Below are 12792 nucleotides of genomic sequence, written 5' to 3' on the forward strand. Positions count from 1 at the left end.
GTTCTGAGCCAGGATCAAACTCTCAGGTTAAACAAAAGTTCAATCACAGGCACCAATTCTCAATCGCTGCATAAAGCACTCAAAGTTCCCTGACACTTCTCAGCGCCAGAAACTCGACAGAGACCATTTCAATCTCACGACCAAAATGTGTCTTCCTTGCTTCTTTTCCGAAAAAGAAACGTACCTGTCCGTAACCCTTGCTTCTTAGCAAATCCGTCGCCAGATCCGCCGAAGCGCAAAGTCAACGCCGGCCGCGTTTCCCTTCCTTCAAATATCTAATTGTCAAAGAACTGAACACATAAGCGTTCATCACCCAACAGAAACCCGCTGCCGAACTCTCATCCGGCCACCAAAGCCACCCTGTCGGGAAGTCTCGGGAACAGCGTCCCCGCCGCCAGCGACGTTGCCGCCGTCGATGAACAGGCTTATACGCAGCTCCCCTGCCCCCGTCAACAACCTTCTGTCCGATTTTTTTGCAGCCGCTGATTATTTTTGCGGCTCCCGTGTGGATAAGCTGGCTTACAGGCCCGCAAAAGCCGCAGAAATCAGCCGTGAAACGGGAAAAATGTTTATCAACAGGCACTTGCCGCGCCGCGAAAAATTCTTCGCAGGCGCACTCAGCCCCGTGTGGACTGCAGAAACAACGCCGTTCCGAGCCCTCCGGCGGCGGCAATCGCAGCCAATCCGATGCCCTTGCGCGGCCCCCTGGCGAGGATATGGGCGAGCCGGACCGCCAGGATGGCGCCGGATGCGCCAATGGGATGGCCACGTGCGAGCGCCCCGCCGCCCTGATTGACGCGCAGATCATCAAGGCCAAGGCCGAGCGCCCTGCGGCCCGCCATCGCCTGAACGGCGAAGGCCTCCATCAGCTCCACAACAGAGATGTCTTCAAGGCCCATGCCGGTGCGGCGGAAGAGCTCCAGCGCCGCCTCATGCGCCCCCGCAGCCGGATTGGCCGGATCGCCGCCGGTCATAACGCCCTGCCCCACTGCGGCCAGAGGCATCAAACCCCGGTGCTCAGCTTCCTTGCGGCGCATGATCACAAGGATCGCAGCTGCATCGGCTTCCACGGCGATGGTCGATGCTGTCAGCCCATAGGTGTTCCCACCCGCAAGCACGGGAAGCCGGGACTGCAGCCTTGCATCAAGCGGACGTGTGAAGGCATCGGCGGCAAGCCCAGCCAGCGGAACGGTCTCTGTTGCAAGGTCTCCGGCCGCCTGAGCCCGCAAGGCGGCCGCATGGCTGGCACGGGCATAGGCTTCCTGTGCCTCACGGCTGATTTGCATATGCAGCGCCAGCCTGGCTGCGGCCTCTGCCGGGTCCGGATCCGGAAACGGCGGTGGCGCAAAGGCCGGGCGGTCATAGGCAACAGGCACGGCGCCCTTCTGCAGCGGGCGGTGCATGCGGACCGGCGCGCGGGAGAAACTTTCAACGCCGCCCGCAATGACCACATCCGCCTCCCCGGCCCGGATGGCGCGGGCCGCGAGGATCACCGCATCAAGGCCGGAGCAGCATTGCCGGTCGACGGTCATGGCGCTGACGGTGTGCGGCAGCCCCGCGGCCAGGGCCACCAGCCGGGCAGGATTGCCGCCCGCGCCGAGCGCATTGCCAAGGATCACCTCATCCACCGCCTCCACGGGCAGCCCGGCATCCACGAGGGCTGCCTGCAGCACGGGCGCGCCCAGTTGCGCCAGGTCCAGCCGCGCAAGGGCGCCGCCGCGCGGGGCCACGGGCGAGCGCCGGGCAGCCACAATCACGGGGTCATGCGCCGTTGTGCCGGTCATGGCCTCACCTCGTCTGCAGCCGGGCGTCGACAGCCCGTTCCAGCGCCGGAAGATCCGTCTTGCCGCCCGGCGTCAGGGGGAAGGCCTCGAACAGGAGAAAGGCACGCGGACAACGGGCACGGCCGAGGGCCGTCAGCACGGCGCGCCGCAGCAGGCTGCCGTCCTTCAGGCGGTCAGCGGCCTCCGGTTCCGGCCAGATGGCGGCCACCAGTCTTTGCCCGCGCAGGCGGTCCGGCGCGCCGAAGACTGCGGCAGCCGTCACGCCGGGCACGGCGCGCAGCACCTTCTCCACCTCTTCGGGAAAGATATTGAGGCCGGAGCTGTTGATCATCCGCTTGTCGCGGCCGGCGAGATAGAGAAAGCCCGTCTCATCAAGCCAGCCCCGGTCGCCGATGGTCAGCCAGCCGTTCTGCCAGCGCACTTCTTCCCCGCCGCCGCAGATATAGCGGTCGAACAGCAGCGGGCTGCGCACCCACAGATGCCCGGTCTCTCCTTGTGGCAGGACGCGGCCCTGCCCATCGCGGATCTCGACCTCCACTCCGGGAAAGAGGCGCCCGACGGACGCTTCCGGCGCCGTGCCCTCCTGCAGGGAGATGAAGCTCATTTCGGAGGCGCCGTAGAACTCACAAGTCCGCACGCCGGGCAGACGGCGGGTCAGCATCTGCCGGTCCTCCGGCTGCAGCTTGGCGCCGCTCGACAGGACAAGCCGCAAGGACGGCGCGGCCTCCACTTCGCGCAAGATCAGCTGCAGCTGGGTCGGCGTCGCATAGAGTATGGTGGTGCCGCCTTGCGCCAGGCGGCGGGCCACGACCCTCGGCTGGAAGCGCGGCATGACCTCAACGCCCGCTCCGGCGCACAGCCCTTCGACCGCCGCATAGAGATGCAGCGAATGCACCAGCCCGCCGCAGACCAGCACCTTGTCTTGAGGTGAGGTGCCGAAGGCAGCAGCGCTCAGGCGGAAACTTTCTGTCCAGGAGCGGTGGGTGCGGGCAAAGCCCTTGGGCACACCCGTCGAGCCGGAGGTGAAGCCGGCGTAGAAAAGATCTTCCGGCGCGGGAAAGGGCAGCAAGGATGAAGCGGCTTCCTCCGCCCCTGCCGTCAGCGCCGGAAAAGCGGCAGCATCAGTGACAAGATCAGGCGCAGAGGCGGCAAGGATCTGATCGCACAGGGCACCGGGCCATGTGGTGTCGAGCATGAGGGCAATGCCCCCGGCGCGGCCTGCAGCGAAGAAGGCCAGCAGGGCCTGCAAGGGATCTTCCAGAAAGATACCAATGCGCGGCTGACGGGAGGATGCAGCAGGCAGGCGCCGGTGCAGCTGAAGGGCCAGCGCTTCGACCCGGGCTTGCAGCGCGGCGAAAGTGAGACTTGCCCCGCCGCAGACAAGCGCGGTCTGGCCGGGGCGGGTGGCCGCGTGATGCGCCAGCGCCGCCCCGGTGAAACTCATGGCCGGCTCAACAGAGCGCGCGGCAGGCCGCGGGCAACCGTCTGCGCCACCACGGCGGTGATCGCGACCTTGATGAGGTCACCCGGCAGATAGATGGCGGTGCCGGCCAAGGCCTTGGCGAAGGGCAGATCGGCCAGGATCATCAGGCCCGGGATACCGAAGAGATAGACAACGCCAACGCCGCCCACAGCTGCCGAGAGGGCAGCGGCGGCAAGCACCGGCAGATTGCGGCTGCGCTCCATGATGAAGCCGGCCACGAAAGCGCCGATGGGCCAGCCGATGAGGAAGCCTGCGGAAGGTCCGGCAAAGACGGCAAGCCCGCCGCGCCCGCCAGCCAAAAGCGGTGCGCCCAGCGCCACGACGAAGAGGAAGAGCAGCATGGACAGGCCGCCGCGCACGGAGCCCAGCATCACGCCGGCCAGCATCACGCCAAGGGTCTGCGCGGTGATGGGCACACCTGCCAGGAACGGAATGGCGAAGGGCGGAAACTGCCCCAGCACCGCAATCAGCGCCGCATAAAAGGCGATCTGCACCAATGCATAGTCTTTGCTTGCCATGATCCTGGCTCCTCTGCCCGTCAAAACTGCTTATTCACTCACCACCCAGTGACGGGCTTTTTAATGCGGCGGCGGCGCCAGCGCAAATCCGCAGAAGAGAGGATTGCATGCCGGAGGATGAGGAATGCTCACAAAAAAGCCCGGGGCACGTGCCCCGGGCTTGAGGTTTGGCCATATGGCCTGCTCCTGGGAGAGCTGGTCCGGATCAGAGGCGCTGGGAGCCCTGACCGAATTCCGGATAGGCTTCGACGCCGATTTCCACCTTGTCGAGGCCAAGAGCCTCTTCCTCGGGGCTGACGCGGATGCCGACGGTGGCCTTGAGGATCACCCACAGGACCAGCGAGGCAACGAAGGCGAAGGCACCGTAGGCGGCAACGCCGATCAGCTGCGTCACATAGGAGGTCTCGCCATTGGACAGCGGCACAACGAGAGTGCCCCAGATGCCGCAGACGAGGTGGACCGGGATGGCGCCGACAACGTCGTCGATCTTCAGCTTGTCGAGCAGCGGCACCACGAAGACGACCAGCGCCCCGCCAACGGCACCGATGAAGATCGCCTGTGCAACAGTCGGGTTCAGCGGCTCGGCGGTGATGGACACGAGACCGGCCAGCGCACCGTTGAGGGCCATGGTGACGTCGACCTTCTTGTAGAGGATCTGGGTCAGGGCCATGGCGGCGACCACACCACCGGCAGCAGCCATGTTGGTGTTGGCGAAGATGCGGGAGATGTCGGTCACGTCACCGATGGTGCCCATGGCGAGCTGCGAAGCACCGTTGAAGCCGAACCAGCCGAGCCACAGGATGAAGGTGCCGAGGGTGGCCAGCGGAATGGACGAGCCCGGCATTGGGATGACCTGGCCGCTGGAGGTGTACTTGCCCTTGCGTGCGCCGAGGACGATGGCACCGGCGAGAGCCGCCCAGCCGCCGACGGAATGCACCAGCGTGGAACCGGCGAAGTCGGAGAAGCCCATCACCGACAGCCAGCCGCCGCCCCACTGCCAGGATCCGGCAATCGGATAGATCAGGCCGGTCAGGACGACCGTGAACAGCAGGAAGGGCCACAGCTTGATGCGTTCGGCCAGGGTGCCGGAGACGATCGAGGCAGCGGTGGCGACGAAGACCATCTGGAAGAACCAGTCGGAGGCCGTCGAATAACCGGTGTCCAGCGCATTGCCGCCGACCGGATCGAAGGAATAGGGGCCGAAGGAACCCATGAAACCGCCGTCGACGCCGGTGTACATGAGGTTGTAGCCGGTGAGCCAGAACAGGATGCCGGCGATGGAATAGAGCGCAATGTTCTTCAGGCACTGCATCGACACGTTCTTGGACCGCACGAGGCCCGCTTCCAGCATGGCAAAGCCGGCCGCCATCCACATGACGAGGAAGCCGCCCAGAAGGAACAGCAGCGTGTTGAAGATATAGGCCGTGTCGGCGGCCAGGGCATAAGCCGGCGCCTCGGCGGCAGCAGCGGCGGTTTCAGTGGCAGCTTCTGCAGCCGGTGCAGCGGTCTGGGCAAGGCCCGGATCGGCCATCAGACCGAGGACCGCCATGCCGATTGCGGCATAAGCGAAAGACTTCTTCATGTTACTCACCCCTCAAAGCGCTTCTGTGTCGGTTTCGCCGGTGCGGATGCGAACCACCTGATCGATCGAATAGACGAAGATCTTGCCGTCGCCGATCTGGCCGGTCTTGGCGGCGCCGGAGATGACTTCCACGACCTTGTCGACGGACTCGCTGGAAACAGCGACTTCGATCTTGAGCTTCGGCAGGAAGCTCACCGCATATTCGGTGCCGCGGTAGATCTCGGTGTGGCCCTTCTGGCGGCCGTAGCCCTTGACCTCGGTGACGGTGAGTCCCTGGATGCCGATGCTCGTGAGGGCGTCACGCACCTCGTCGAGCTTGAACGGCTTGATGATGGCCATCACAATTTTCATGCTCGTTACCCGTTTCCCCTGCTTGTCACCGGTCCGGGGCTGGACCGGTCTGGCCACCTGGTCCGCATCCTCTGCGCTTCAGGTGGAACCTGCGCTGAGGGCGGACCGGGCCGGCTTTCCCCTTCTCTTAAACAAGGACCGTGCCAACTTTGGCCGGGGGCAGGAAAATGCCCGATTTCCGCCAGATTCATGGAAGGGGACGCGGGGGAGACGGGCAGTTGACCGTTCAGGAGGCAAATGCGGAGCAGCAGAGATGCCTATTTTCTATTCAAATCTCAAAATTTGCACACAACGTAAGCAAAACTGAAAAACAGAAACGCCACCGCTGCTTTTTAAGGCAGCGGTGGCGTCCTGTTTGAGGAGAGAACTCCTGGATGGAAGCAGAAAGGCGGGCCCTGATCTCAGGCCGAGAAGCCGCCATCGGCCAGATAGGCCGCCTCTTCCGCTGTCGTCTCGCGCTCGAGCACATGGTTGCGGTGCGGGAAGCGGCCAAAGCGGCGGATCACGTCGAGATGGACGAGGGCATAGAGATAGAACTCCTTGTCCCCGAGGCGGCGGAACAGATCGACAGATTTCTCCTGCTCGGCCATATCTTCCGCATGTTCGAACGGCAGGTAGAAGAAGGCCCGGGCATCCTTGGGAAAGGCTTTGTCGAAGCCCCTGGCCAGTGCGGCCGTGGCGATGATCCGGGCTTTTGCGTCCGTTGCGAAGGCGCGCTTGTCCTGCCGGTAGACATTGCGGGGGAACTGGTCGAGCAGCAGCAGCAGGGCCAGCGTGCCATGCGGTGTTTCCTGCCAGTGATCCAGTGCGCCCGAGGCCGCATCATCCATCAGCGGCACGAAATGGCTGCGTATCTCCGCGTCAAAAGCATCACTGCGGGTGAACCAGGCCTCGCTGCCGGCCTCCCACCAGAAGTCAAGAATGGTAACGGGATCAGCGGCGGAGGCTTGGGTGGGAGTGGGGGCGCCGGTCACGGGTGGTTTCCTTCTTGTTTGCAATCTTTCAGGTCTCTTCCAATGTCGGCCATTTCGGCGGTGTTTCAAGCCTTTGCGGCTTGACGCAGTGTTCACGGCGGGACAAGAGCTGAAGCCGGACAAAAAACCGCGCAGGGCATCATGACGGCACCAGACACATCGGAACCGGAACAGCATCTCGACCTGAAGGGCCTCAAGTGCCCGCTGCCGGTGCTGCGCAGCCGCAAGGTGCTGGCGGGTCTGAAGCCCGGTGCAGTGCTTGTGGTCGAGGCAAGCGACCCGATGTCGGTGATCGATATTCCGCATATGTGCAACGAGGATGGGCACTCGCTGCTGGCCCAGGAAAAGCATGATGACGCCCTGCGCTTCACCATCCGCCGGGGCGCACAGAAAAACGCCGGCTGATCAGGTCATCCGCGCGGCGATACGGTCCATTTCCGTGGCCAGCGCAATGTCGAGAGCCGTCAGCCCGCCTGCATCGTGGGTGGACAGCGTCACCTCCACCGTGCGGTAGACGTTCGACCATTCCGGGTGATGGTTCATCCGCTCCGCCACCAGCGCCACCTGCGCCATGAAGCCGAAAGCCTCGACGAAACCGGCAAAGACAAAGCGGCGGGTGATGGCGTCGCGCCCCTCCACCAGCCGCCACCCGGTGAGCTGGTCCAGCGCTTTCCCGCGCTCGTCGTCCGTCAGACGTGCCGCCATCTGCATCTCCCGTCTTGAAATCCGCCGCGTCACGGGCATTTTCTCCCGCGTCCAACCGAATATAGGCCGGACAGCAACTCTGGCCAGCATTGCATCATACCAAGGCTCAGACGCCGCACGGGCTTGACCGGATCCCGGTCTGTCAGGCTCATCAGAATCTGGATCACACAGGAGCCCAGCCATGACCTCTGTCCTCTTCGTCTGCCTTGGCAACATCTGCCGCTCACCGCTGGCAGAAGGCGCGTTCCGCAAGGCGGTGGAAGACTTGGGTGCGGGCAGCCGGGTGCTGATCGATTCGGCCGGAACCGGCGGCTGGCATCAGGGCGAGGCGCCGGACCCGCGCTCCATCGCCGTGGCGGCCCGCAACGGCATCGACATTTCCGCCCAGCGCGCAAGGCAGGTGGTGAAGGCCGATTTCAGCCGCTTCGAGCACATCCTGGCCATGGACAGCAGCAATCTCACCAATCTGCGCAAGCTGAGCCCGGCAGAGGCCCCAGCCCGCCTCCGGCTGTTTCTGGAAGCAGAGGGAATGGATGTGCCCGATCCCTATTACGGCGGTCAGGCCGGATTCGAGACCGTCTTCCGCATGGTGATGAGAGGCGCGGAGGATCTTGCGGCAGAACTGGGGCTTGGGCGCAGGCGCTGACGCGCGTCAGCGGAACTTCGCCACAAAAGCCCGCAGCGCCCGGCCGATTGCAGCCAGAAGCGGCGGCACGGCGCGGCGCAGGCGCAAGCCCGCCGCAGACAGTCCGGCATCAAGCTGTGCGTCGCCCGCCCAGCGCGGCGTCTTCACATAGAGCAGCCAGTAGACCGACAGGAGCACCAGGAAGGTCAGTCCCCAGGCCAGCAGCGTGTCGGAGAGAAAGTGACCGCCGAAGGCCACCCGGTTCACCGACAACGCCAGCATCAGCGGCAGAATGGTCAAAACCACCGCCGGGCGCCAGCTTTTCGGCACCACGAAGGCCAGTGCCATCAGCCACATGCTGGCCGAGCCCTCGCCCGAGACAAAGGAACAGTTGGTGCTGCACCAGTCCGTCTTGAGCCACACCGGCATGAAGGGCAGATCTCCGCCGAACTGCTCCACCATCACCGGGCGCGGACGGCCCCAGTTGTTCTTCAGGATGGTGTTGACCAGGATGCCCGGGCCCAGCACCAGCGTGGAGAGCAGGAACACCGGCTTGCGCAGCGGCACCAGCGGCGGCAGCTCCGGCAGCAGCAGCTTGAGAAGCAGCACAAACCCGCAGATGACGGCCACCGTCTGCACCAGATAGGGGCCGAGATAGCGCAGCTTCTGCAGGAAGGGCGAGGACGCCGCCATAAAGCCTTCGCCGGGCGTGTAGAACAGGCCGCTGGCCAGAAGATCGAGCCCCGGCACGGCCAGAAACACCAGCGACACCACACCAATGAACGTGAAGGCTGCTCCGAACGGATGAGCGCGGCACCAGCGCACACTGGTGCAGATCAGAGTGCGGGAACGGGAGAGGGCGGAAGGAGCTGCGTGATCAGTCATTCGGGCTCTCTAGCCTATTTTCTCAAGCTCGGCCAATATCTGCGTAACGGCGGGCGCTGTGAACGGACCAGATGTCATACCAACTCTCGATGAGCTTGCCTCATCAAGAGTTGGTCAAGCCTGTGCGGCGCCTGAGCAATTTCAAGGCGTGATACGTCAGCATCTCAACGCCTTGATATAAGAGGAATTTTCCATGCAGCAACGGCCGAGGCTCGATTTCTGGTTCGAATTTGCCTCCACCTACAGCTACCTCACCGCCATGCGCATCGAGACCGTCGCCAAGGACCGGGGCATCGATCTGGTCTGGCGGCCATTTCTGCTCGGCCCCATCTTCGCCCGGCAGGGCTGGGACACCTCGCCCTTCAACCTGTTTCCGGCCAAGGGCCGCTACATGTGGCGCGAGATGGAGCGCCTGTGCGAGGACATGGGCCTGCCGCTGACCGTGCCCGATCCCTTTCCGCAGAACGGCCTGATGGCGGCGCGCATTGCCCATGCCGGACGGCTGGAACCCTGGATCGGCAGCTTCGTGCGCGCTGTTTACATGGCGGAATTTGGCGAGGGGCGCGACATAAGCGACACCGGGCTTCTGGCCGGTATCCTGCTGGAGCTGGGGCTGGATGCCAAGGCGCTGCTTGCCAAAGCGGAAAGCATCGAAGTGAAGATCGGCCTGCGTGCAGCGGTCGCAGAAGCGGAAGCTGCCGGAGTTTTCGGAGCACCCAGCTTTGTGACGGAAGACGGAGAGCTTTACTGGGGCAACGACCGGCTGGAAGATGCCGTCGAATGCGCCCTGCGCCTCACCCGCTAACCTTCAGAGAACCACGATGCCCGAGTGCTTGGCCTTGTGCTCGGGCTCCACATGGATCGTCACCCTGGCGCCGGGCAGCGACTTGCCGATGGCCTGTTCGATCCGGTCACAGATGTCATGGGCGGCATCGACGCTCATTTCCCCCGGCACCACCAGATGGAAATCCACGAAGGTCAGCCGCCCCGCCAGCCGGGTGCGCAGGTCATGGGCCTCGATGGCCCCTTCCCCGTGTTCGGAGATCAGCCCGCGCAGCATGTCCTGCACATCGGTGGAGGCCGCTTCATCCATCAGGCCGCTGACGGAGGCTTTCATCAGGGTCCAGCCGGACCACAGCACGTTGAGACCGACAAGCCCCGCCAGCAGCGAATCCAGCTGCCGCCAGCCGGTCAGAAACACGAGAATCACGCCTACGAGAACGCCCACGGATGTCACCACATCCGTCATCAGATGCTGGCCATCAGCCTCAAGCGCCGGGGAGCCGTTCTTGCGGCCAAAACGGATCAGCAGCACGGCCCAGCCGCAGTTGAGCACGCTGGCAAGACCGTTCACGGCCAGGCCCTTCACCGTGTAATCGGGCATTTCTGTCGCGTGATAGCCTTCCCAGGCCGCATTGAAGATCGACAGCGCCGCCAGCACGATCATCACGCCCACAAGAACCGCAGCGAAATACTCCGCCTTGTCATGGCCATAGGGGTGATTGGAATCGGCCGGCTTGGACGCATACCAGACGGCCAGAAGGGTGGCGAAGGAGGAGGCCACATTGACGATGGATTCCAGCGCATCCGAATAGAGCGCCACGGACCCGGTCAGCACAAAGGCCAGATACTTCAGCCCCAGAACGGCGGCCCCAACGATGACGCTGCCGAAGGCAACGCGCAGACGCAGGCTCATGGCTACCTCACGGATTGAGGGCGCGGCACTCCGCACGCCCGGTCAGGAGGCGGCCTTGCTGGCGCGCCGTCCCGTTCGGGCAAGGCCTTAGGCATGTTTCAGGCTGAACGCAAGGGCGGTGCGCGAGGAGAAGCGCTAGATTCCCGTATCCCACAGGTTGGAGGCGGCGCCGATGATGCGCCCCGGCCCGCTGTCATCCTCCAGCTGGACAATGACCGCGCAGCGCTTTCCGCCCTTTTTCATCGGATGCTGCGGCAGGTTCAGCTCCAGCTGTCCGCCGGACCACATGCCCACCGCTTCCAGCCGCTTCACCACATTGACATAGGTGACCTGCCGCCCCTCATTCTCACCGCGGCCGACCTCCACTGTCTTGGAAGGCATGACATGGAGCAGGTAGACGGTCGCCATCTTCGCCCCTTCGGGCAATGCTCCGTCGATGGTGACTTCCAGCATGTCCGGCGTGGAATGAAGCGTCACCGAGGCCGTCATCTTCGTGGCACGGCCAAGGGCGGCCTTCACCGCCGGCTCGTCGCCCCCCACCACATGCTCGCCACCATTGATGATGATCTGCGGTGTATAGACCGATCTGTCGCCGCGGCGGGCCGAGTACAGCCGCTGGCGCTCGGAGTTTTCCGGAGTGGCAAGCGTGTCCTTCCAGCCCAGGTAATCCCAGTAGTCGACCGGCAGGGAAAGCGCGAGGACGCCGGCGTCTTTGGAAAGATTCTGCAGCAGCTTGTCGGCTGGCGGACAGGATGAGCAGCCCTGACTGGTAAAGAGCTCCACCACGACCGGCGGCGCCTTGCCATCCCTGGCAGCCGCTGCCACCGGCAGAGCCATGACGGCAAGGCAAACCGCAGCCGCCAGCCGTGAAATCAGCATTCGCACAGGGCCCATGGCCGGGGAACTCACTCTTGTCTTCCGGATCTTGCTCTCGTCCAAAATACATATTCTGCGCCGCCGCGCGAGTCACGTCGCGGTGAGACAGAGCAACTGCGGAACGTGTCCTCAGCCGGAAAATGATGCCAATTGGCTTTGACCGGCAGGAAACAATGCCATTTTGACAGATGATGGCACGCAGCTATAAAATATCACGACATTTCATGAAGAGCAGAACATGCGCGGACAGCGTGCACCGCTGCCGAAAGAGGAAACGTCGGAAGATGGCGCGTGCACCCAAAGGCTCCGGACAGACCGGTGACGTGGAGCCCGATCAGGCGAAGCGGCGCAATTCGGTCAATCTGTTTGAACTGGCCTATGAGCGGCTGGAAGACCTGATCGTCAGATGCGAACTGAGCCCCGGCCGGTTCCTGTCGATCCAGGACCTGCAGACCCTGACGGGCATCAGCCGGACACCCGTGCATCAGGCTGTAGGCCGCCTGGCCGAAGATACGCTGATCCATATCCGCCCGCGCCATGGTCTTCAGATTGCGCCCATTGATCTGGCCCGCGAGCGGGTGCTTCTCCGGCTGCGGCGGGATCTGGAGCGGTTCGTCATCAAGCTTGCGGCAGAGAATGCCTCCCCGGCACAGCGAAACCAGATGCTGCATCTGGCCAAGGTCATCCGGGAGCGCCGTGCGACGATTTCGATCGACGACTTCAACACATTCGACCGGCGCATCGACACGCTCATTCTGGCCGCCGGCAACGAGCCTTTTCTCGTCCACACCTTGAGGCCCCTGCATACGATCTTCCGGCGGATCGGCTGGATTCATCACAATCACACCTCAGGCAGCCTTAGTCTCGATGGAACGGTTGACCACCATCTTGCGGTGCTCAATGCCGTGGCAAACCGCCATGTCGAACAGGCGGTGGCCGCCTCTGACGCGCTCATCGAATTCGTCAATTCGATGTTTGACGTGATGGAAAAGGAAATTGATCCCACCCTGCTCGACTGCAGCATCGAGCCGCTCATACCTGCGTAATATCAAGGCACTGAGACACCGGCGCACCACGCCTTGAAAAGGCCCAGACCCCGCATGGGATTTGGCATAAGACAACTACCCCCTTTCCTTCGCCCCGCCTTCCCGGCCATCTCTGGCGCTGGATGCCGGTCACTGCGGCGCGCAGATGGCAGAGCCTTTCCAGACGCGGCAGCCCTGCAGCAGGAAGAAGACATAGCTTAATATTTTCAATCACTTGAACCGGTCTCGGGATGCAGTTTGGCCGGAACCGGATCTGCAGATTGCAGC

14 protein-coding genes are annotated in these 12792 nt (G+C 63.5%); 4 read left to right on the forward strand and 10 right to left on the reverse strand.

The annotated features are described in order from the left end of the window. Window positions 1-617: 617 nt before the first annotated feature. The 6 genes from IF10I1_RS11740 to IF10I1_RS11765 form a co-directional block, all read right to left on the reverse strand. On the reverse strand, window positions 618-1784 hold the full coding sequence (locus tag IF10I1_RS11740; protein WP_186393101.1) for a thiolase family protein: 1167 nt from the start codon (window positions 1782-1784) through the stop codon (window positions 618-620). A gap of 4 nt (window positions 1785-1788) precedes the next feature. Beyond that, the gene (locus tag IF10I1_RS11745) at window positions 1789-3228 is read right to left on the reverse strand and encodes an AMP-binding protein (protein ID WP_186393102.1); all 1440 of its coding nucleotides are present in this window, start codon (window positions 3226-3228) and stop codon (window positions 1789-1791) included. Further along, the gene (locus IF10I1_RS11750; protein ID WP_050474133.1) at window positions 3225-3785 is read right to left on the reverse strand and encodes a biotin transporter BioY; all 561 of its coding nucleotides are present in this window, start codon (window positions 3783-3785) and stop codon (window positions 3225-3227) included. The genes IF10I1_RS11745 and IF10I1_RS11750 overlap by 4 nt, the downstream gene beginning before the upstream one ends. 205 nt (window positions 3786-3990) lie before the next feature. Then, entirely contained in the window at window positions 3991-5367 is a 1377-nt protein-coding gene (locus IF10I1_RS11755; RefSeq protein ID WP_050474132.1) for an ammonium transporter, read from the reverse strand. Between the two features lie 12 nt (window positions 5368-5379). After that, entirely contained in the window at window positions 5380-5718 is a 339-nt protein-coding gene (locus IF10I1_RS11760; RefSeq protein ID WP_026355689.1) for a P-II family nitrogen regulator, read from the reverse strand. A 401-nt stretch (window positions 5719-6119) separates the two neighbouring features. Next, complete coding sequence (locus IF10I1_RS11765) at window positions 6120-6692, reverse strand: DUF924 family protein (protein WP_186393103.1); 573 nt, start codon at window positions 6690-6692, stop codon at window positions 6120-6122. Window positions 6693-6833: 141 nt separating this feature from the next. On the opposite strand from IF10I1_RS11765, the gene IF10I1_RS11770 reads away from it, so the two are divergent. After that, window positions 6834-7097 (forward strand): sulfurtransferase TusA family protein, encoded by a 264-nt coding sequence (locus IF10I1_RS11770; RefSeq protein ID WP_186393104.1) that lies wholly within the window; start codon window positions 6834-6836, stop codon window positions 7095-7097. Here the strand turns inward: IF10I1_RS11770 and IF10I1_RS11775 are convergent, their stop codons facing one another. Beyond that, the gene (locus IF10I1_RS11775; protein WP_163001444.1) at window positions 7098-7397 is read right to left on the reverse strand and encodes a 4a-hydroxytetrahydrobiopterin dehydratase; all 300 of its coding nucleotides are present in this window, start codon (window positions 7395-7397) and stop codon (window positions 7098-7100) included. It lies immediately after the preceding gene. Window positions 7398-7578: 181 nt separating this feature from the next. Here IF10I1_RS11775 and IF10I1_RS11780 point away from each other — a divergent pair, with 181 nt between their 5' ends. Further along, the gene (locus IF10I1_RS11780) at window positions 7579-8043 is read left to right on the forward strand and encodes a low molecular weight protein-tyrosine-phosphatase (protein WP_186393105.1); all 465 of its coding nucleotides are present in this window, start codon (window positions 7579-7581) and stop codon (window positions 8041-8043) included. A 6-nt stretch (window positions 8044-8049) separates the two neighbouring features. Here IF10I1_RS11780 and IF10I1_RS11785 read toward each other — a convergent pair whose 3' ends face one another. Next, on the reverse strand, window positions 8050-8907 hold the full coding sequence (locus tag IF10I1_RS11785; protein WP_186393106.1) for a phosphatase PAP2 family protein: 858 nt from the start codon (window positions 8905-8907) through the stop codon (window positions 8050-8052). Window positions 8908-9100: 193 nt separating this feature from the next. On the opposite strand from IF10I1_RS11785, the gene IF10I1_RS11790 reads away from it, so the two are divergent. Then, the gene (locus IF10I1_RS11790) at window positions 9101-9712 is read left to right on the forward strand and encodes a 2-hydroxychromene-2-carboxylate isomerase (protein ID WP_186415053.1); all 612 of its coding nucleotides are present in this window, start codon (window positions 9101-9103) and stop codon (window positions 9710-9712) included. Window positions 9713-9715: 3 nt separating this feature from the next. Here IF10I1_RS11790 and IF10I1_RS11795 read toward each other — a convergent pair whose 3' ends face one another. Further along, window positions 9716-10603, reverse strand: a complete 888-nt coding sequence (locus tag IF10I1_RS11795; RefSeq protein ID WP_050474126.1) for a cation diffusion facilitator family transporter — start codon at window positions 10601-10603, stop codon at window positions 9716-9718. Between the two features lie 135 nt (window positions 10604-10738). Then, window positions 10739-11482 carry a thioredoxin family protein gene (locus IF10I1_RS11800; RefSeq protein WP_186415064.1) on the reverse strand — a complete coding sequence of 248 codons (744 nt, stop codon included), beginning with the start codon at window positions 11480-11482 and terminating at the stop codon, window positions 10739-10741. Window positions 11483-11763: 281 nt separating this feature from the next. Here IF10I1_RS11800 and IF10I1_RS11805 point away from each other — a divergent pair, with 281 nt between their 5' ends. Then, entirely contained in the window at window positions 11764-12525 is a 762-nt protein-coding gene (locus IF10I1_RS11805) for a GntR family transcriptional regulator (RefSeq protein ID WP_050474124.1), read from the forward strand. Window positions 12526-12792: the final 267 nt, after the last annotated feature.

Origin of the sequence: Pannonibacter sp. I15F10I1 (assembly GCF_900185665.1) — a bacterium.
In the GTDB taxonomy this organism is placed as follows: Bacteria; Pseudomonadota; Alphaproteobacteria; order Rhizobiales; family Stappiaceae; genus Pannonibacter; species Pannonibacter indicus.